This window comes from Butyrivibrio sp. DSM 10294 (assembly GCF_028539135.1).
GTDB lineage: Bacteria > Bacillota > Clostridia > Lachnospirales > Lachnospiraceae > Butyrivibrio.
Genome location: NZ_JANSWL010000072.1, coordinates 1 through 21,410, shown reverse-complemented (window position 1 = coordinate 21,410; position 21,410 = coordinate 1). Strand labels below are relative to the sequence as shown.

18 protein-coding genes and 1 tRNA gene are annotated in these 21,410 nt (G+C 46.7%); 17 read left to right on the top strand and 2 right to left on the bottom strand.

What is annotated here, in order from left to right; all coding sequences use genetic code 11:
* Positions 1–13 precede the first annotated feature (13 nt).
* The 10 genes from NXH67_RS07555 to NXH67_RS07510 all read left to right on the top strand — a co-directional run bounded on the left by NXH67_RS07555 (position 14) and on the right by NXH67_RS07510 (position 14,336).
* Entirely contained in the window at positions 14–886 is an 873-nt protein-coding gene (locus tag NXH67_RS07555) for a carbohydrate ABC transporter permease (protein ID WP_022779037.1), read from the top strand.
* Positions 887–903: 17 nt separating this feature from the next.
* Positions 904–2,490 (top strand): ABC transporter substrate-binding protein, encoded by a 1,587-nt coding sequence (locus NXH67_RS07550; protein ID WP_272796965.1) that lies wholly within the window; start codon positions 904–906, stop codon positions 2,488–2,490.
* Between the two features lie 95 nt (positions 2,491–2,585).
* Complete coding sequence (locus tag NXH67_RS07545) at positions 2,586–3,449, top strand: hypothetical protein (RefSeq protein WP_272796964.1); 864 nt, start codon at positions 2,586–2,588, stop codon at positions 3,447–3,449.
* Between the two features lie 122 nt (positions 3,450–3,571).
* Positions 3,572–4,240 carry an NUDIX hydrolase gene (locus NXH67_RS07540; protein ID WP_022779040.1) on the top strand — a complete coding sequence of 223 codons (669 nt, stop codon included), beginning with the start codon at positions 3,572–3,574 and terminating at the stop codon, positions 4,238–4,240.
* A gap of 39 nt (positions 4,241–4,279) precedes the next feature.
* Entirely contained in the window at positions 4,280–7,285 is a 3,006-nt protein-coding gene (locus NXH67_RS07535; RefSeq protein ID WP_272796963.1) for a toll/interleukin-1 receptor domain-containing protein, read from the top strand.
* 122 nt (positions 7,286–7,407) lie between these two features.
* Entirely contained in the window at positions 7,408–8,160 is a 753-nt protein-coding gene (locus NXH67_RS07530) for a DUF6033 family protein (protein ID WP_272796962.1), read from the top strand.
* A gap of 33 nt (positions 8,161–8,193) precedes the next feature.
* Entirely contained in the window at positions 8,194–8,892 is a 699-nt protein-coding gene (locus NXH67_RS07525; protein WP_272796961.1) for a LytR/AlgR family response regulator transcription factor, read from the top strand.
* Between the two features lie 44 nt (positions 8,893–8,936).
* Entirely contained in the window at positions 8,937–11,882 is a 2,946-nt protein-coding gene (locus tag NXH67_RS07520; protein WP_272796960.1) for an ATP-binding protein, read from the top strand.
* 31 nt (positions 11,883–11,913) lie between these two features.
* A complete protein-coding gene (locus NXH67_RS07515) occupies positions 11,914–12,687 on the top strand; it encodes a response regulator (RefSeq protein WP_272796959.1) in 774 nt (257 codons plus the stop codon).
* Positions 12,688–12,830: 143 nt separating this feature from the next.
* Positions 12,831–14,336, top strand: coding sequence for an alpha-N-arabinofuranosidase (locus NXH67_RS07510; RefSeq protein ID WP_272796958.1), 1,506 nt, complete (start codon positions 12,831–12,833; stop codon positions 14,334–14,336).
* 78 nt (positions 14,337–14,414) lie between these two features.
* Here the strand turns inward: NXH67_RS07510 and NXH67_RS07505 are convergent.
* A tRNA-Ser gene (locus NXH67_RS07505) sits at positions 14,415–14,500 on the bottom strand.
* A gap of 130 nt (positions 14,501–14,630) precedes the next feature.
* Here NXH67_RS07505 and NXH67_RS07500 point away from each other — a divergent pair.
* Genes NXH67_RS07500 through NXH67_RS07470 form a run of 7 tightly spaced genes read left to right on the top strand, consistent with a single transcriptional unit; the run spans position 14,631 to position 21,080 of the window.
* Positions 14,631–15,704 (top strand): 6-phosphofructokinase, encoded by a 1,074-nt coding sequence (locus NXH67_RS07500; protein WP_272796957.1) that lies wholly within the window; start codon positions 14,631–14,633, stop codon positions 15,702–15,704.
* Between the two features lie 37 nt (positions 15,705–15,741).
* On the top strand, positions 15,742–17,325 hold the full coding sequence (gene dnaX / locus NXH67_RS07495) for a DNA polymerase III subunit gamma/tau (RefSeq protein WP_272796956.1): 1,584 nt from the start codon (positions 15,742–15,744) through the stop codon (positions 17,323–17,325).
* Between the two features lie 17 nt (positions 17,326–17,342).
* Positions 17,343–17,690 (top strand): YbaB/EbfC family nucleoid-associated protein, encoded by a 348-nt coding sequence (locus NXH67_RS07490; protein ID WP_272796955.1) that lies wholly within the window; start codon positions 17,343–17,345, stop codon positions 17,688–17,690.
* Positions 17,690–18,289 carry a recombination mediator RecR gene (recR, locus tag NXH67_RS07485; RefSeq protein ID WP_022779050.1) on the top strand — a complete coding sequence of 200 codons (600 nt, stop codon included), beginning with the start codon at positions 17,690–17,692 and terminating at the stop codon, positions 18,287–18,289. The genes NXH67_RS07490 and recR overlap by 1 nt, the downstream gene beginning before the upstream one ends.
* A gap of 22 nt (positions 18,290–18,311) precedes the next feature.
* A complete protein-coding gene (locus tag NXH67_RS07480) occupies positions 18,312–19,355 on the top strand; it encodes an aldose epimerase family protein (RefSeq protein WP_022779051.1) in 1,044 nt (347 codons plus the stop codon).
* 18 nt (positions 19,356–19,373) lie between these two features.
* On the top strand, positions 19,374–20,600 hold the full coding sequence (locus tag NXH67_RS07475; RefSeq protein ID WP_022779052.1) for a DUF5711 family protein: 1,227 nt from the start codon (positions 19,374–19,376) through the stop codon (positions 20,598–20,600).
* A gap of 30 nt (positions 20,601–20,630) precedes the next feature.
* Positions 20,631–21,080, top strand: a complete 450-nt coding sequence (locus NXH67_RS07470) for a CvpA family protein (protein ID WP_022779053.1) — start codon at positions 20,631–20,633, stop codon at positions 21,078–21,080.
* Positions 21,081–21,114: 34 nt separating this feature from the next.
* Here NXH67_RS07470 and NXH67_RS07465 read toward each other — a convergent pair.
* Positions 21,115–21,410: hypothetical protein (locus NXH67_RS07465; protein ID WP_272796954.1), on the bottom strand; the 296-nt coding region annotated here is incomplete at its 5' end.

The window sequence follows — 21,410 nt, the reverse complement described above, 5'->3', positions numbered from 1 at the left end:
TCGGAGAAAAAAGATGAACAATCAGGATATAAAAACTGTCGAAGCAAATACGAGAATCCAGAATACGCTGCGGGGAGTTATCAGGTACGCTTTACTGACCGTGTGGGCGGTGCTGGTACTGTTCCCTTTTTACTGGATGATACTTACTTCGGTCAAAAGCTATGGCTCCTACAACTCGGAGTACATACCCAAATTCTTCACACTAAACCCCACTCTTGAGAATTACGTCCAGGCCTTCACTGCGGTGCCTCTGGCCAGGTATTATCTCAACACCTTTATTTTCACGGTGATAACAACGGGCCTTATGATGATCGTGGTGATCCTGTCGGCCTTTGCCTTTGCAAGGCTTGATTTCAAGGGAAAAGACATAGTGTTCACACTGTTTCTGTCACTGATGATGATTCCCAATGAGCTTGTCATCATCACCAACTACGTCACCATAACCAATCTTAACCTGAGAAATACCTTCACGGGTCTGATCCTTCCTTCGGTGACCTCGGTGTTTTACATCTATCTATTGAAGGAGAACTTTGAACAGATCCCGGAGGAACTCTACAAGGCTGCCAAGGTGGACGGAACCTCTGATTTCAGGTATCTGCTTAAGGTAATGCTGCCAATATCAAGGCCCACACTGGTGACCGTTACTATACTGAAGGTCATCGAGTGCTGGAACAGCTACGTGTGGCCAAGACTTATCACCGATGATAAGAATTATTTCCTCTTATCAAACGGAATACAGGAGATCAGGGAAAACGGCTTCGGAAGAGAGAACGTGCCTGCAATGATGGCGGCGGTCGTAGTTGTTTCTGTGCCGCTGGTTCTTATCTTTCTGATCTTCAGACACAAGATAATGGAAGGCGTCGCAAGAGGCGGAACAAAGGGCTGACAAAAATGATTCATAATATGAAACGAATGCTTATCATAACTTTATCTGCTTTTATCGGCGTATTTGCGCTGACAGCCTGTCACGGCGCTGTGGCATCAAGGTCTTTTTCCGTGCCGGATGGCTTTGATGAGAGCAGGAATATTGAGATCACCTTCTGGGCCAAAAATGATACCAACGTAACCCAGACCAAGATCTACAGCAAGGCTATAGAGGATTTTGAAGAGCTCTATCCCAATATTACAGTGAACATGAGGCTCTACACAGATTACGGCAAGATCTATAACGATGTTATCACCAACATCTCCACCGATACGACGCCCAATGTCTGCATAACCTATCCCGACCACATCGCAACTTACCTGACAGGAAGCAACACAGTGGTGCCGCTGGATGAGCTGATGACTGATGAGAACTACGGGCTTGGAGGGAAGAACCTCAAGTTTGAATCTCCCACAGTGGATGAGATAATCCCTGAGTTTTTGCAGGAATGCAGGATTGACGGTACCTGTTACTGTCTTCCTTACATGAGATCCACAGAGGCCTGCTATGTCAACAAAACTTATGTTGAGAAGCTTGGATATACACTGCCCCGGACTCTGACCTGGGACTTTATCTGGGAGGTGTCGGAGAAGGCCATGGAGACTGATACTGACGGAACCTACAAGGTTAACGGCCAGAACGTCATGATTCCCTTCATCTACAAGTCCACTGACAACATGATGATAACGATGCTGAAGCAAAAGGGTGCGCCTTACACCGATTATGACGGCAGCATTCAGCTTTTTAACGACGATACCAAAGAGATACTTAAGACTGTCGCAGAGCACACAGGGACAGGCGCTTTCTCCACCTTCAAGATCTCGGGCTATCCCGCCAATTTCCTGAATGCGGGCCAGTGCATCTTCGCAATTGACTCAACTGCGGGAGCAACCTGGATGGGAAGTGATGCTCCGCTGGTGGATATCGCCAAGGACAAGATTGTGGACTTTGAGACAGAGGTTATGATGCTGCCTCAGTTCGATACTTCGAAGCCCTATATGATGTCCCAGGGGCCTTCGGTATGTATTTTTAACAAAGCTGATTCACAGGAGGTGCTGGCTTCCTGGCTCTTTACCCAGTATCTTCTCACCAACGAGGTGCAGATAGCGTATTCGGAGACGGAAGGTTACGTTCCTGTCACCAGCAAGGCTCAGCTAAGTCCCGAGTATCAGGAATACCTTGAACTTGCCGGTACCGATAACACCACCCACTACGATGTTAAGATAAAAGCGGCGAGACTCCTTATGGAGAATGCCGACAAGACCTTCATCACCCCGGTTTTCAACGGCTCTGCCTCAGTAAGAGATGCCGCGGGGCAGCTGATTGAGAACGTGACCAAATCTGTCCGCAGAAAAAAGACCGTGGATGATGCCTATTTTGAATCTCTCTACAAGGAGACCGAGGCTTTGTATCACCTGGATCAGAGCAAGGTCCAGGCAGGAGGCAAGGCCGAGCTGGGAGAGCTTCCCACGGCGTCAAGGCTACTTATAACGGGACTTGTAGTGGTCTGGATACTTATAGGACTTTACTGGGCTAAAGAATTGATATTGCATCGTAACCGCTAGGCTTGTATAATTCAATTGTTTGTAGTTGATAATGAGGCTTTGACCCGGGACTAACCGTGCGAAGACCTCGGAAAACACATAATAGGAGGAATATTATGAAAAAGACACTGGCAGTAGCACTTACAGCAGTTCTTGCACTTTCTGCAGCAGGTTGCGGCAAAGAAACAGCCACCAACACAGCAGGAGAGGCAGCAAGCGCAGTACCAGAGGCAGCACAGGAGGCAGCTAGCGTAGCAGCAGAGGCTGCAGAGGAAGCTGCAAGCACAGCAGAAGAGGTAGTAGAGGAAGCTGTAACAGAAACAGCAGCCAAGGGCGAAGGCGTTATGACATACGAGGAGTATGCAGCAGCTGAGCTTGATTCAGAGGTAGTTGTTGAGACCTACGTACAGGCTAAGCAGTCCTGGTGGGAGGATAAGGCAACCATCTACACACAGGATGCTGACGGAGCTTATTTCATTTACGAGATGCCCTGCTCAGAAGAGGATTACAACAAGCTTGTTCCCGGAACCAAGATCAAGGTTACAGGTTACAAGTCAGAGTGGTCAGGAGAAGTTGAGATCGTAGATTCTACTTTCGAGATCGAAGAGGGTGACACCTTCGTAGCAACACCTGAGGATGTAACAGAGCTTCTCGGAACCGATGATCTTGTTAAGAAACAGAACATTTTCGCAGCATTCAAGGGAATGACAGTTGAGCCTTCAACAGATGCTGACGGCAACGAAGTAGCTTTCCTTTACAAGTGGGACGGCTCAGGCTCTGAGGGCGATGACCTTTATTTCAACGTTTCCGTTAACGGACAGACCTACAACTTCACAGTAGAGTCTTACCTCTGCGACAAGGACAGCGATGTATACAAGGCTGTTCAGGCACTTGAGGTTGGTCAGACTGTAGATATGGAAGGTTTCCTGTACTGGTATGAGGGCGCTAACCCACACATCACATCTGTAACTGTTAAGTAATTTAATTTTCTATATTTTATGATCACAGGCCCCCATGGTTCAATTGAACTATGGGGGTTTTCGTGTTAATATCTCTAGGTAAAAAATAGGATACTATTGTTTGAAATACAGTGGAGGGCACTATGAGCAAAGAGCCGAATATCACCAAGGAATGCGTTCAGACAGTTATAGATAAGAAGTTCATCAGAATGTTCGATCTGCAGTACGCAGAGGGTAAGCACTACTTCGATGCCACCAGAAGAGATAAGGAGCACCTTGTGGCTCCAATGCCTGAGTCTGAGTTTAAGGCCATGCTTCCGGATGCGGTGAGCTGCGCCGTTATTATAGAAAACAAGGGACAGGAGCCGAGGCTTCTTTTATCCTATGAGTTCAGATATCCAGTGGGAAGATTTCTTCTGGGAGTTCCCGCAGGACTCCTTGACCCGGAGGATTCAGACTGCGAGAATCCGGTACACACCGCTGCTATCAGAGAATTGCAGGAGGAGACCGGAATTGTTTTTAACCCTGAGACGGACAGCATCTATACCATCAACCCGCTGCTCTTTAGTACTCCCGGTATGACGGATGAGAGTAACGGCCTTGTGTGCATAGTGCTGAGGCAGGATACCACGGATAAGCTGGATCAGTCCGGAGCTCTTGGGCAGGAGTGTTTTGACGGCTTTGCCCTTCTTACAAGGGAGGATGCCAAGAGAATATTAAAGAGTGGACTGGATGACAGGGGACATTTCTATTCGGTTTACACCTGGGCTGCGCTTATGTATTTTGCCACTGATATGTGGAAAGAGTTGTGATTTTGGGATATAGCGTTACAAGATTGGAGTAATTAGGAAGTGAAGTACGATGCATTTATAAGCTACAGACATCTGGAAAAGGATATGTTTGTGGCAAAGGGAATCCACAAGGCACTTGAGACAACCAAAATTCCCTTAAGGATCCGCAAGGAGATAGGAAGAAAGGGTATAGAAAGAGTTTTCAGAGATCAGGAAGAGCTCCCTATCGGAGCCAGCCTTAGCGACAACATTGAGTCTGCTCTTGAGCAGTCAGAGTTCCTTGTTGTTATCTGTTCACCACAGACCAAGGAGTCTGAGTGGGTAATGAAGGAGATTGATACCTTCATTGCCATGCATGGCAAGCAGAATATCCTTGCAGTTCTTGTGGACGGAGAGCCGGAGGATTCTTTTCCCCGGCAGCTTCTTACGGATGACTACGGCAATCCCAGAGAGCCTCTGGCTGCCGATGTGAGAGGCGATAGTAAGAAGGAGATCAAAAAGAAGATCAAGAGTGAGTCCCTAAGACTTGCCGCTTCCATCTTGTACTGTGATTATGACAACTTAAGGCAGCGCCACAGAGAGCGCATTATGAGAAGATATCTTGCGGTCACTGCGGGCGTGGCTGCTCTCGGAGTCCTTTTTGGCGTATATAATGCCTACAACCTGGCAAGAATTAATGAGAACTATCAGCAGAAGCTCACCAACGAATCCAAGATTCTTGCAGCTACTTCCAAGCAGGTATTGGAGACCGGCGACCGCAAGGCAGCAACGCTGATAGCCCTTGAGGCCCTTCCCGGAGAGGGAGGCGACAGACCCTTTGTGCCTGATGCCATGGATGCTCTGGCGGATGCCCTTGGATCCTACAGCGTAGGCAGCACTATGAAGAAAGACAAGATTCTGTCCCATGATATCTCGGTTAGTGATTTTGCCGTTAATTCGGATAATACCAGAGTCGTTTCTTCCGATCAGCTTGATGAAGTTTATTACTGGAATGTGGACACCGGAGATCTTTTGTTCAAGAAGAACTCCATTTACTATGAGGGCCAGCGCGATAAGGTATCAGGCCTTGCAATTAACAGCGATGCGGTTTGCGCCGTTACAGAGCATTTCATGACAGGATACGACGAAGCAGGAAATGTTCTCTATGAGAATCGTTTTACCGATGACTATGTGCTTTTTGCCAAATACAGCAAGGGCGGCAATTATGTTGCACTTAACTTCAGAGAAAGTGCTGCTGTGTATGATGCAAGAACCGGTGAACTTGTAAGAACCTTTGCTGACGAGGATCTTCTGTATTGTTCAGATATGATCTTCAGCCCTGATGACAGGTATGTGGGAATTCAGGCTGATTACGCCCTTCCTGACACTTCATTCAAAATGGCGGATGAAGACACCACCAATGTTATTGTGTACGAGATAGCCACAGGCAAACGTGTGGACCTTAACCTGCCCATGGACACTGTGCTTGATATGTTTTTTGCTCCGGATGATACTCTGCTGGTATGCTCCACTGAGCTGGATTCGCTTCTTGCTTCAGGAGACCATACAAATGTTGTACAGAAGTTTGACTACAAGACCGGCAAGGAGCTGTGGAGCACTGACGTTACCAGATCTCATATCGGGCCTGATAACAGCTATACATATGTTAAGTCCAGGATTATTGATACAACTGAAGGCAAGAAGGGCGAAGTTCTGGTTTCATCCGGCAGAAATATGTATAACCTTGATCTGTACACAGGAGAGATCAATATTACTATTCCTATGGAGAATGATATTATCGGATTTTACTTAAACCCTGACGGTGAGGTCTTTAATGTAGGAACTAGTGATGGCCATATTTCCGTTATGGATGGCAGCAGTGGTTACAATTATGCGGACTATGGCATTGAGGTGGGAGAGAACCTTACAGAGTACAAGACAGGACCGTATTTGATCACGTCCATGCATCAGTCTCCGGATATCGTTGTTATGAGCTATATGGAAGACGATACCAAGGAGGTAGTGATCGACAGCCCTACAACCATATATGCAATGGCCACAAGCCCTGAGGAGACCAACTTTTTCTATACAACCAAAAAGTCCGGCTCTGATTCTCCCTATGAGATACATGTGGTCGATGCAGCTACCGACAAGGAGATCGCTGACTTTTCTTTCAGTGGTATTACTTCAGATGATATCAAATATCATGATGAAAACACACTGGTAGTGATGAGCTATGATACTGACCTTACCTTATGCCATATCGATACCGGCGATATAGAGACGATTCCTGATACAGCAGAGATTATGGATTGGGTTCTTTCCGGCGATCGTAATGTTGCTCTTTCTGTAGATGGCAAGGAGTACAAGGCATATGATATTTCGGAAAAGAAGCTTTTGTATGAAGGCAGGTTTTCGGATGATTTTGAACGCGGATACTGGAATGACGGCGTTTTGAACGAAAAGGGTGACACTGTATATTATTGGGATTTCTATGGACGGTTGTATAAATGCGATTTTGTTAAGAAGGAGTTTACGCAGCTGTTCGAGGACTATACAGTGCTGAGTGCCTCTTTTACCGAGGATTTCTCCAAGGTTGTACTGGAGTGCGGCGATGGATTTGCCAGGGTTGCGGACACAGCTACACTGGAAATCTCCGATGAGATAAGCTTCTTTGGCGGAACCAAGAAGAATCTTGAGTTCTCCGAGGACGGAAGCAAGTTATACCTGCAGGGGTCTGATTATTATTTCAGAATCTATGATCTTGAGACAGATGAATATGTATATATATCCGATGATCAGTTGGATATGGCTTTTTACACAAAAGAGATTCCCGAGAAGAATCAGTTCATCTTCTGCAATGAGAAGGAGCTGATTATCATTGATACCGACACCTATGGTATCCTCAGCAGAATAGAGTACGGTGGACTGTATTTTACCAAGGAAGATATCGTCATTGGCATGAATGGTAAGACCATATACAAATTCCATGTCAAGAGTCTCGAGGATCTGATCAAAGATGCCAAAGAGAAGTACGGCGATGCGAAGCTTACTCCCGAGCAGAGACTTAAATACAAATTGTCTTAAAAGATTATAAAGTGATTGAGAAAATTACTAAAGTTTCCGATATAATAGTAAGAAAGAACGTTATGTCTTTCCATACATGCAAGGATGCGTATACGGGAAACACCCGGGAAATGGAGGGAACCATGAGTAATATTTCCGAGATCACTGCTGCCGCCGGCGCATACGAGACCGGTAAGAGTACAGGCACAAAGGATACGCAGAAGACCACCCAGACCGGCAATTACGGCAAGACACTGGGCAAGGTACAGCTATCCGAGGAAGGCGCCAAGTACTACGAAGAGCTTAAGAAAAAATATTCCGGAATGGATTTTGTTCTTGTCAGCAAGGACATGAAGGAATATGCCAAGCAGAATGCCAGCTCCTTTGGAAACGCCAACAGAATGGTGGTTCTTATCGACGAAGAGAAGATAGAGCGCATGGCTACTGATGCGGATTACAGGGCCAAGTATGAGGGGCTTATTTCCAGAGCCCAGTCCCAGATGCCGCAGCTTCAGAATGTCATGGCAACCAAATCCGGCGTCAAGACCATCGGAATGCAGGTTAATGACAACGGAACCGCTTCCTTCTTTGCCGTAATGCAGAAATCTTCCAAGGATATGGCGGATAAGCTCCAGGAGAAGAGAGCTGAGAAAAAGAAGGCAGAGAAAGCTGAGCTTAAGAAGGAGCAGAAAGAAAAAATCAAAGAGAACCTTCAGAAGAAGATCGCCGATAAGGGGGACATCCCCGAGGACGAGGAGGATTATGTCATCCTCATGGCGGATTCGGTGGAGGAACTTATCAAAAAGATAGATGATTACAACTTTAGTCTGCGGGCTGACAGCGTTCAGACCCCTGCCGAGAAGATGGTGGGGCAGTCCATTGACTATAAAGGCTGATATACATAAGTTGGGGCGAAGGCCGGGGGAAACATGTATAGAGTAGCGATTTGCGATGACGAAGAAAGCTGTATCAGAGAGGCAACACAGTTGCTTAACAATTATAGAAGAACACATCCACTGCTGATATTTGACGTGGATGTGTTCACGTCGTCTATAGAGCTTTTGGGAGCAATGGAGAAGGACAGCTACGACATATATCTGCTTGATATTTATATAGACAGGATGAATGGCATAGAGATAGCACAGGCCATAAGAGATAAGGATGAGGATGCCAATATTATTTTTATGACTTCCTCCAATGCTTTTTACAAAGAGGCCTTCAGGATCCAGGCTGTTCATTATCTGGAAAAGCCCATTTTACAGGATGATTTCTATGAAGCCATGGACAGAGTCTGCCACAGCGAGGAGGCCAGGTTTCTTACGGTTAAGGACGGCGGCGCTGTCAGCAGGGTTGCTGTAGGGGATATCCTGTACGTGGAATCCGAGGACCATTACAAGAGGATTGTTGCCGAGAACGAGAGCTATCTTGTAAGGAGCACTCTTAAGGAAATATCAGAGGAGCTCTATGAACCCTATTTCTACAGCCTTGGAATAAAGAGCATTATCAACCTCAAGAAGGTTTTGAGAATATCCAAAGACACGCTTGTTATGGAGGATGGAAAAGAGTTTTCAGTGCCCAGGGGAACCTACAGAACGCTTAGTGAGATGATCCTTAACTATTCGTTCTGATGAAAGGATGGCTTATGGACAATACTGTTAACTTGAAACAAGGTTTGAAAAGGTTTATACAGTGCATTGGTATCGGAATGTGGATACTTCTTACTGCTATTGCGATATATGCGGCTCTAAACGCCAGGACCTTGAATATTTCTTCCGGTGGTACCGTGATAGTGTCGTTCGTTATAGGGCCGTTCCTTCTTCTTGGGGCATTATACGGTTATCTGTTTACCATGGTCAGTTTTTCACTTTCATTTATTCTGACCATTATCTTTGATATGCACGATTCCTATAATATGGCTATTAATCTTGTGGCTGCTGTCAGCTTCTCTTTATTTTCACAGTATTACTTCTTTACAACCAAGAAAAAGACCTTTCTTGCTGCGCTGGTGACACTTGTTGTGACCAGTATTGCAGAGCTGGCATGTCTTACGATTATCCCTTCAAGTGAATACAATCTGGAATCCCTGATTAAACTGTTAAACTATCTGGGCAGGGACGTTATCACGGTTTTTGGTATTGCCTTTGCCATATATCTGTTTTTTAACAAGGCCCCGGATATCTGTAAGCTGCCCTTCCCCATTGGGATCGGATATACGGCGGGATTCAGGAAAAATACCGAGGTTCAAAGGCGCCTTAGAAAGACCAGAGTAAGCGCCAAGATAACAGCTATCATTTTTGCACTGGAGTTGGTGCTGGGCATATCAGTAAGCGTTTTTACCATGGTTTTGTTCCCTGATCTTCGCCAGATGATGGTGGGTCGAATGGATGAAGCCATGAATGGGGCACCGGCTCAGGGTCAGCAGATTGAGCCTGTGAACGATTCACAGAATGCAGAGGAGACCAATGGTGAAGCCACCGGTCAGCAGTTCCTGGAGAGACTAAATGATATCGATTACAAATTTAACGAGTCCGCAGTGCGATTTGACATCAAAATGATTCTTTTGATGCTGTGTGTCGGTGTACCCATGGCTGCCTTTGCCAACTACTACACCAAGGTCACCATTGGAGGACCCTTGGGGGTAATGAGCGACTTCATGTACGAGTATGCCAATGCCGATGACGAGAGAAAGCTTGATGTTGGCCGTAAGGTAGACTCAATCAATGTTAAGACCAGAGATGAGATCCAGATTCTCAATGATTCGATGAAGGCCACAGTACATGCCGTGGAGGACTATATCGGAAGAATCCACGAGAAGCAGGAGGTGGAAAAAGAGCTGGAAATAGCCCAGAGGTCCAGTGAAGCCAAATCCTCATTTTTGTCCAACATGTCCCATGAGATCAGAACGCCTATTAATGCAGTTCTTGGCATGAATGAAATGATCCTCAGGGAGTGCGAGGATGAGCAGATCCTTGAGTATGCGGCTAATGTCAAGAGCGCCGGTAATTCCCTGCTTGGCATAGTCAACGACATTCTGGATTTCTCCAAGATTGAAGCCGGTAAGATGGATATACTGCCGGTTCAGTACCACATTGGTTCTACCATAAACGATCTTGTTAACCTCGTTGCCGCCAAAATATCCGACAAGGGACTTGAGCTGGAGATAAATGTTGATGAGACGCTGCCGGTACAGCTCATCGGCGATGAGATAAGGATTAAGCAGTGCGTCACCAATATCCTCACCAATGCTGTGAAATATACGGAAAAAGGCACTGTGACCCTGAACATCGGCTACAGAAAAACTGATGACAAGAACATAATGCTAAGATTCCAAGTGGTGGATACCGGAATCGGAATTAAGGAAGAGGACCTGGACAAGCTCTTTTCACCCTTTGAGAGAATCGAAGAGATCAGGAACCGCACCATTGAAGGAACAGGCCTTGGCATGAGCATCGTCAAGAAGCTCCTGGCCCTTATGGATACAAAGCTTGAGGTGAAGAGCGTATACGGAGAGGGCTCCGACTTCTCCTTCGAGATCAGGCAGCAGGTGGTTTCCTGGGAACCCATCGGAGATTTCAAGAAGCGCTACAAGGAATATCTCCAGAGCACAGAGAAGTACCACGAGAGCTTCACTGCTCCGGATGCGGAGATCCTTGTGGTTGATGATACAGTCATGAATCTGACGGTCATTAAGGGACTTCTTAAGAGGACGAGGGTAATTGTAGACACTGCCGAGAGCGGAAAAGAGGCTCTTGAGAAGGTGGTAAAAAAGCGCTACGACGCTATTTTTATCGATCACAGAATGCCTGAGATGGATGGACTCGAGACCCTGGCTGCAATGAAGGAACTTAAGGACAATATGAGCGAAGGCGTGCCATGTATAGCGCTGACCGCCAATGCACTCTCCGGCGCAAGGCAGGAGTACATCGCTGCGGGATTTGATGATTATCTGGCCAAGCCCGTTAACGGCAAGGATCTGGAGAAGATGCTTATGCATTTTTTGCCGGATGATAAGCTGCAGGCAGGCGAAAGTGCAGATGAAGAGAGAGCTGAGAACTCATTACTAACACAGCTTCAGGGGATAGATCTTCAGGAGGCACTTAAAAATTCCGGAAACCCTGCAATTCTTGAAAATGTAGTTCAGCAATTCCTTATCTCTATTGACTCCAAGGCAGATGCCATAGAAGGCTATGCCAGAGAGAAGGACTTCAGGAATTACACTGTTTTTGTACACGCTCTTAAGAGCTCTGCAAGGCTCATCGGAGCGCTGGAGCTGTCTGAGATGGCGGCAAGCCTTGAAGAATGCGGAAACAATGAGGATGATGCGGCAATACAGGAGAGAACACCGCAGCTACTTGACCTCTACAGGAGTTATAAGGATAAGCTGGCGGCAGCAGGTGGCGGGCAGGATGAGGATCTTCCCGAGATACCGGTGGAGGAGCTTATTAGCGCCTTTGGTGATATGAAGGAGCTTATCGATGCCTATGACTTTGATACTGCGGATTCTATCATGGAGATGTTGTCGCAGTATAGCATCCCTCAGGAATATAAGGAGAAATACGGAAGAGTAAAAGAATTAATATCAGCGGTAGACCGTGACGCGCTGCTCGAAATATTGTAATATTATTATAGAGATAGAAAGGAAACGGCCTATGGAGACCAGAATTTTACTGATCGGAAGTGCAAAGAGCTTTATGGTTACCTCAATTGCCAAAGAACTTCGGAGCAGCGGCTTTGAGGTGGTTCAGACTGAGCCTGATGTAACTGCTATAGACAGAATCGAGAACAGGCCGCCAGTCTTTCTTTTCTATGTGGATGATCCGGAGGAAATGAAGGACATCTTCGTTTATATTAAGGATAAGGTAATGGAGGAGGATGTATCCGTCAGCATTATCGGATCCCATGATGACATCACCAAGGTTTTTAACAACATCCCCAAAGAGCGTGTGGCTGCGGTGTTTGAAAGACCCGTCAACGTCAAGGAACTTGGAAGGAAGATGATGGAGGTTGTGGCCAGGGAGGACGAAAGGCTCCAGAAAAAGCGCATTCTGGTGGTGGATGATGACGGAACTATGCTAAGAACCATCAAGTCCTGGCTTTCTGAGAGCTATCAGGTGTTCATGGTCAACTCCGGCATGGCAGCTATTACTTTTCTTGCCAAGAACAAGGTGGACCTCATACTTCTTGACTATGAGATGCCCATAACCACCGGACCCAAGGTTCTGGAGATGCTTAGAAGTGAATCATCGACTGCAAGCATTCCTGTCATGTTCCTTACGGTCAAGAGCGATAAGGACAGTGTTATGCAGGTTCTCAAGCTCAAACCGGAGAAATATCTGCTCAAGACAATGCCTCCGGCAGAGCTCCTTGCCAATATAGATGAATTTTTTGAAAAACAGAAAATCGATAACTGTTCCCAGTTCTAAAAATGAGAAGTGGCAGTCGGCCTTTTGTGTTGATGTTTAACGGGTTTTGTAGTATTCTTGATTAAATGGGGCATTTTGAAAAAACTAAAATACTCTACTTTTTATTAAAATAACGAATACTACAATACCGAAAAGGAGACGCCATGTTTAAGCTTTGCATCAATCCTTCAAACAAAAAAGGTCATATTAATCCCGAACTTCAGGGACATTTCTCCGAGCACCTCGGAAGAGGTATCTATGAGGGACTCTTTGTCGGAGAAAATTCAGATATCAAAAATGAAAACGGAATGAGAAGCGACGTTCTGGAAGCCCTTAAGGAGATTAAGGTTCCCGTTCTTCGCTGGCCCGGCGGATGCTTTGCCGACGAGTATCACTGGAAGGACGGCATCGGTCCCAAGGAAGGCCGTAAGAAGATGATCAATACCCATTGGGGCGGAGTAGTTGAGGACAACAGCTTCGGAACCCATGAGTTCTTCGAGCTCTGCAAACAGCTGGGCTGCAAGACCTACGTTAACGGCAATGTGGGAAGCGGTACTGTTCAGGAGATGCAGGAATGGGTTGAGTACATGACCTTCGAGGGCGTATCTCCCATGGCAGATCTTCGTAAGAGCCACGGAAGAGAAGAAGCCTGGGATGTTGACTTCTTCGGCGTAGGCAATGAGAACTGGGGTTGCGGCGGAAATATGCCTCCGGAGTACTATGCAGGCCTGTACAGAAGATACCAGACCTATGTAAGAGATTATCGTCCCGGCAAGCACATCAATAAGGTTGCCTGCGGCGCCAATGCCGATGACTACAGCTGGACAGAGGGCGTTATGAGCACCTGCTTCAAGGCTCCTGCCAACGTACATGGCTTCATGGACGGAATCTCTCTTCATTACTATACAGTTCCTCAGAACTGGGAGCACAAGGGTAGTGCCACAGACTTCGATGAGAAGGAATGGTATCAGACCCTCAGCAAGACTCTTTTCATGGAGACCCTTATCAAGAACCATCAGGCTGTTATGGACAGATATGACAAGGAGAAGAAGGTTGGAATTATCGTTGATGAGTGGGGAACCTGGTACGATGTAGAGCCCGGAACCAATCCCGGCTTCCTCTATCAGCAGAACACTGTAAGGGATGCGCTGGTTGCAGGTATCAACCTCAACGTATTCAACAAGCACTGCGACAGAGTCATCATGGCCAACATCGCACAGATGATCAACGTTCTTCAGTCCGTTATCCTTACAGACAAGGACAAAATGGTTAAGACACCTACCTACCACGTATTCAATATGTACAAGCACCACCAGGATGCAGAGCTTCTTGAGAGCTTCATCGAGACCAAGGAGATCGGTCTTGTGGACGAATACAAGGTTCCCAACCTTACAGAGTCAGTATCCCTTGGCAAGGACGGCAAGGTTCACGCAACAGTGACCAACCTCTCAGCCTCGGAGAGCTATGAGATCGGACTTAGCCTTACAGATACAGAGATTAAGAGCATCAGGGGAGAGATCGTTGGCGGAGAGATCCACCTTCACAACACCTTTGAGGATCCTGAGAAGGTTACAGTTAAGACCTTCGATGACATCAAGACTACAGGTAAGTCGGAGGCAGTTCTTACAATTCCTGCCAGCAGCGTACTTCATCTTGAGATTGAGATCTGATCAGTTTATTGGTAAAACATAATCGAAAACAGAAACAAAAAAGCTTCGCCGATGATCTCATCAGCGAAGCTTTTTTAGCGGAGACGGCGGGATTCGAACCCGCGTGCCCCGGAGGACAAACGCATTTCGAGTGCGCCTCATTACGACCACTTTGATACGTCTCCAAACAGCTTATTTATTATACTTTTTTAATGGTTCCGAGTCAACCGGATTGCTTGGCATTTGGTGGTTTATTTTGTATAATTTATAGTAGTGTGCGTTTAACCATGGCAATTCAAAGGAGGTCTTTTCACGATGATGAGAATTGGTATGTTGACTAGTGGTGGCGACTGTCAGGCTTTGAATGCGGCAATGCGCGGCGTTGTTAAGTGTATTGCGCACAGTGGTGAGCAGGTTGAGTTCTATGGCTTTTTGAACGGCTACAGAGGACTTATCTACAGCGATTTCCGTATGCTCACCTCCAAGGATTTCTCCGGAATCCTGACCAAGGGCGGAACTATTCTGGGCAGCTCCAGAACCCCCTTCAAGACCATCAGGGAACCCGATGAGAACGGTCTCGACAAGGTTGAGGCCATGAAGCAGAACTATTACAAGCTGCAGCTGGACTGCCTTGTGGTTCTGGGAGGCAACGGATCTCAGAAGACTGCGAACCTTTTGAGCGAGGAGGGACTCAATGTTGTTTCTCTTCCCAAGACTATTGATAATGACCTGTGGGGCACGGACATGACCTTTGGTTTCCAGAGCGCCGTTGACGTAGCGACTCAGGTTATAGATAATATCCACACAACAGCTGACTCTCACGGACGTGTATTCATAATCGAGGTTATGGGACACAAGGTAGGATGGCTTACTCTCAATGCCGGAATGGCAGGCGGAGCCGACGTTATCCTTATTCCCGAGATCCCTTATGACATCGACAAGATCTGTGAGGCCATTGAGGCCAGGGATAAGAGAGGCAGCAGATTCACCATCATAGCTGTGGCTGAGGGCGCCATTTCCAAGAAGGACGCCAAGCTCTCCAAGAAAGAGTACAAGGAGAAGATGGCCAACTACAAGTATCCATCCGTATCCTACGAGATAGCTGAGGCTATTCAGAATAAGACCGGACATGAAGTACGTGTTACCGTTCCCGGACACATGCAGAGGGGCGGCGCTCCCGATCCCTACGACAGAGTATTTGCTTCAAGACTGGGAGCTGAGGCCGGCAAGCTTATTCTCAAAAAAGAGTATGGCTTTATGGTTGCCTACAAGAACAGAGAAATCGTCAAGGTTCCTCTGGGAGAGATCGCAGGCAAGTTGAAATATGTATCTCCCGATGCAAGCATTATCAAAGAAGCCAAGATGCTTGGCGTATGCTTCGGAGATTAAGTGACATCAAAAGAAGTTTTGTTTAGGCGGTAGTTTAATGGGGTATGTAGCACTTTACAGAAAATTCAGACCACCGGTCTTTGAGGACGTCAAGGGCCAGGATCACATAGTTACCACACTTAAGAATCAGATAAAATCCGACAGAGTCGGACATGCTTACCTGTTCTGCGGAACCCGCGGAACAGGTAAGACTTCTGTTGCAAAGATTTTGGCTAGAGCCGTTAACTGCGAGCATCCCGTGGACGGAAGTCCCTGCGGAGAATGCGATATGTGCAAGGAGATCGCGGCCGGCACCAGCATGAACGTCATCGAGATCGATGCAGCGTCCAACAACGGTGTGGAAAATGTCAGAGAGATCATCGACGAGGTCTCCTATTCCCCCACAAGAGGAAAAAAGAAAGTATATATCATCGACGAGGTTCACATGCTGTCAACGGGAGCTTTCAACGCTCTTTTGAAGACACTGGAGGAGCCTCCGTCCTATGCCATGTTCATCCTGGCTACAACAGACGTTCAGAAGCTTCCTATAACCATTCTGTCTCGCTGTCAGAGATATGATTTTCACAGGATCACCATCGACACCATCGAGGGGAGACTCAGACAGGTTGTGGATGCAGAAGGTATTACGGTTGATGACAGAGCCCTTAGATACATTGCCAAGACTGCTGACGGCTCCATGAGAGATTCCCTGAGTCTTTTGGATCAGTGTATTGCCTTCAACTACGGCGAGGAGCTCACCTATGACAAGGTGCTGAACGTATTGGGAGCCGTGGACACAGAGGTGTTCGGAAGACTCTTTTCCGCGCTGTACACACAGGATATCAATGCAGCCTTGACGCTGCTGTCGGATATTGTCATTCAGGGACGAGAGCTGGCGCAGTTCGTCAACGATTTTGTCTGGTATCTGAGGAACCTGATGCTGGTTCAGGCCTCCGATCAGATGGAGGATGTGGTGGATATCTCCACCGACAACCTCAAGAACCTCAAGCAGCAGGCCAGTGAAGCGGATGTGGATACAGTCATCAGATATATCAGGATCTTTTCCGAGCTGTCATCGCAGCTAAGATATGCCACTCAGAAGAGAATCCTTATAGAGATCACTCTTATCAAGATGTGCAAGCCTCAGATGGAGAAAAACGACGAGTCCCTGGAGGACAGACTTCGCATCCTTGAGCAGCACGACGAAGAGAACGGCAAGCTCCTTAAAGGGATTCAGAGCGGACAGGTCGCAGTAGCTGCCGCAACTGGAGCGTCCGGAGCTATGACACAGATGGTTAAAGAGAAAAAGGTTCTGGACAGAGCCGTTCCCGAGGATATACAGAAAGTGGTTTCCGGCTGGGCAAGACTTCTTGCCGGAATGGATAACCCTATGAAGACCTACATGCAGAAGGCGCGTCTTAGCCTTGGCAACGACGATACCCTGCAGATAGTCCTGGACAACAAACAGCTGGCTGCGAAATATAATGAGGGAGATTCCCGCACAGAACTGCAGACAGTGCTTGACGAGTCCATAGGAAAACATATAACATTTGAAGTTAGATACATAGAAGACAATCAGACATTTGAAGAAAACTACGTGAATCTTCAGGCTATCAACTTTGATATAGTTACAGAGGAATAAGAAAAGGAGAATTAACAATGAGTAAACGTGGAGGATTTCCCGGAGGCGGAATGCCCGGTAACATGAGCAATCTTATGAAGCAGGCCCAGAGAATGCAGCGCCAGATGGAGGAGAGCCAGAAGGAGCTTGAGACCAAGGAGTTCTCAGCCAAGGCAGGCGGCGGTGCAGTAGAGGCTGTTGTTTTTGGTAATAAGACTTTGAAGAGCATTACTATTTCACCGGATGCTGTTGATCCCGATGATGTTGAGATGCTTCAGGATATGATCGTTGCAGCAATCAATGAGGCAATGAAACAGGCTGAGGAAGAGAGCGGCGCTATGCTTGGCAAGATGACCGGCGGACTTGGCGGAGGATTTCCTTTCTGATGGATCTTTACAGCGGACATATTAATCGGCTGATAGAAGAACTTGCATCTCTTCCGGGAATAGGTGGCAAATCCGCCCAGAGACTTGCTTTTTACCTGATAGGCCTTCCCAAGGACAGGGTTAAGAAGCTGGCGGATTCCATAGTTGACGCCCGGGAGAACGTGCACTATTGCAAGGTCTGCTGCACTCTGACAGATGATGACATCTGCCCTATCTGCAGCAACGAGCACAGAGACCACAAGACCATTATGGTGGTGGAGAATGCACGGGACCTGGCAGCTTATGAGAAAACAGGTAAATTTGAGGGAGTTTATCATGTTCTTCACGGAGCTATTTCGCCCATGCTGGGCATAGGCCCCGGAGATATCAGACTGACGGAATTGATGCAGAGGCTTCAGAACGAGGATGTTGAGGAGGTTATTGTCGCTACCAACTCAAGCCTTGAGGGCGAGACCACTGCTATGTATATCAGCAAACTCATTAAGCCTACAGGAATCAAGGTTACCAGGATCGCCAGCGGAGTACCCGTGGGAGGAGACCTTGAGTATATCGACGAAGTGACACTGCTTCGTGCACTTGAAGGCAGGACAGAACTTTAAGACGACAATAAGGAGGAGAAGTATGGCAGTTAAGCGTGAGTTTTTAGGGGAAGCACCAAGCGGAGCACCGGTGTATGCGTATCATATGATCGCAGCAACAGGTATGGAGGTGGTAGTTCTTAATTTTGGTGCCACCATCAAGAATATTTTTGTACCCGCCAAGGACGGAAGCAAGGTGGATGTGGCTCTTGGCTACGACGACCTTTCCGAATACTTTGGAAATGAGAGCTTTATCGGCGCCACAGTAGGCCCTTGTGCCAACAGGATTGCAGGCGCTGCCTACAAAATAGATGGGAAGCAGTTCAGCCTCCCTGTTAACGATGGCCCCAACAACCTTCACACAGACCACGACAACGGCTTCCACAAGCGCGTATGGGATGCCGAAGAGGGCGACAATTTCGTCAAATTCACTTTGAAATCTGACGACGGAGATCTTGGATTTTCCGGAAACAGAGTGTTTGAACTTACCTACACTCTCACCGATGACAATGCACTTTCCCTGCATTATCATGCAACCAGCGATGCAAGAACTCTTATCAATATGACCAATCATGCATACTTCAATCTCAGTGGCCACAATGCAGGCTCTATTCATGACCACCTGATGAAGCTCAATGCATCTTATTACACACCTGTAATTGATTCCGCTGCTATTCCCACCGGCGAGATTGTCAACGTTGTGGGAACTCCTTTTGATTTCATCGAGGAGAAAACAATCGGACGTGATATAAATGCAGATGATGCTCAGCTCAAGGCTGTCGGAGGCTACGATCACAATTTCTGTATCGATGGCTTCGACGGCACACGCAGAATTTTCGCAACTGTTACATCACCTGTAACCGGAATCACAATGCAGTGTTCAACCACACTTCCCGGATTCCAGTTCTATGCCGGCAACTTCCTTAAGAGCAGTAATGCCAAGGGCGGCGGAGTATACAAATCAAGAGACGGTTTCTGCCTCGAGACACAGATCTATCCCAATGCTGTTAATGAGCCTGAATTCCCGGATCCGATCTTCGGACCTGACAGAGAATACGATACAGTGACTGTTTATCAGTTCGCATAAGGTCTTCGGAGGCATATTTTGGCTGAAGTAAGAGATTTTAGCTCATACGCAGAAAAAATAAATAAGAATAAAGAAGAACCTGCCTCAGTGCGTGATACTGTGGACTACAAGGAAAAGATCAGACATCACAGACTGACAGTCTTTTTCCGAACCGTGGCAATTGCGGCAGTGGTTCTGTTTGTGGTTTCAGCCCTGTATATCAGCTGGAGAGACAAGGAATATTCCGAGGCTGTTATAACTACAGGGGGAGAGCTGACCAATGGCTCGGATTCCAAGATCATAGCTCTTGGCGGATATATCGTTCAATACAGTAAGGATGGAATCAGCTGTATTGACTCCACCGGCAAGGCTCTGTGGAATCAGACCTATGAGATGCAGAGTCCCATAGCCCATACCTGTAACAATGTTGTGGCAGTGGGAGATTATAACGGTCACAACATTTATGTCAGCAATACCTCGGGGGCGCTGGGTGAAATTGATACCAACCTGCCTATCAGAGACTTCTGTGTATCGTCACAGGGAGTTGTTGCGGCAGTTCTTGACGGTACCGATGTGACCTGGATATATGTATATGATCCTAAGGGAGCTACTCTTGTAAGCTTCAAGACCACCATGAAGGACAGCGGATATCCCCTTGATATCAGCCTGTCACCCAATGGCGAGCTGCTCTGCGTATCCTATCTGTATCCTGATGAAGGTGAACTCAAGACCAGCGTTGCTTTCTTTAACTTTGGGTCCGTTGGACAGAACTCCATTGATAATTATGTCAGTGGCTATGATTATCCCGGAACCATTGTTCCCTATGTGCAGTTCATGAATGCCGGCACCGCTTTCGCTGTTTCTGATGACAGAATCATGTTCTACTCGGGAGATCAGAAGCCTGTGAGCCAGGCGGAGAGCCTTACCGGAGGAGAAGAAGTAAGATCGGTATACTTTAACGAATCCTATGTGGGCCTTGTTTTTGCAAACAATACAGCCGAGGGTGCATACAGACTTCAGGTCTACAACACACAGGGAAACCTGATACTTACTTCCTACTTTGATATGCATTATTCGGATATCATTTTTGATGACAAGCAGATCGTTATATACAATGATGATGAATGCATCATTCAGGATGTAACGGGGCACGTTAAATATAAAGGAAGCTTTATTACACCGGTCAGACTTATGATCCCCTCGGGAGTGAGAAATAAGTACGCACTGGTGACCAACCAGAATGTTCAGACTATGAACCTTAAGTAAAGAATAACCATATGTTACGGAGGAACCGAAGTGCTCGGATTTGAAATAGCGGATATCGTCATCGCCATAGTTGTGGTGTGCCTTATCCTCTGGAGAATGTCATATGGAGCTAACAATGGCCTGTTTGCGGAAGCAGCAGGCCTTATTTCTGTCCTGGCAGCCTTTGCCTCGATCTACTATATAGTTAAGATCGTGGGAGATGCGCTGAGCCTTAAGCTGGGAAACATCATTCCCAGGATAGGTTATCTGATCGTTGCTTTTCTGATATATAAAGTGATGAATACGTTGACGGAACACCTTCGCAAGATCAAGGATATTCCGATCCTCGGAGGATTCGACAGACTCCTTGGTGCAATTCTCGGCGCAGTTGAGGCGGCTGTCATTATCAAACTCATCACCTTTATCACCGGAATGCAGATAATGCCTGTGGTTCTCAAGATGACAGATGCTCTGTATAACTATATAAGATCTCTTCTATAAGGAAAAAGAAAACTTTTATAAACAATAAAAAAACCTATTGCATTAATAAAACTGAGATGTTATACTTCATTTTGCCCGTTGCGAATGGGCGACGGAAACCGCAGAAAATGGCGCTTTCCGGAACAGCTTTCCAAAAACTTTCAAAAAACTTTAAAAAAGTTGTTGACAGATATTTGGAGCCGTGATATTCTAAATGAGTTGCGGCTGAGAGCTGCAGCGACAAGTACCTTGACAAATAAACAGTAATGCAACCCTGAAAAATTCCAAGAGAATTATTCAGAATTAACAAACCAAAAGTAATAACGGACAGAACATTAAAGCCAAGCTTTT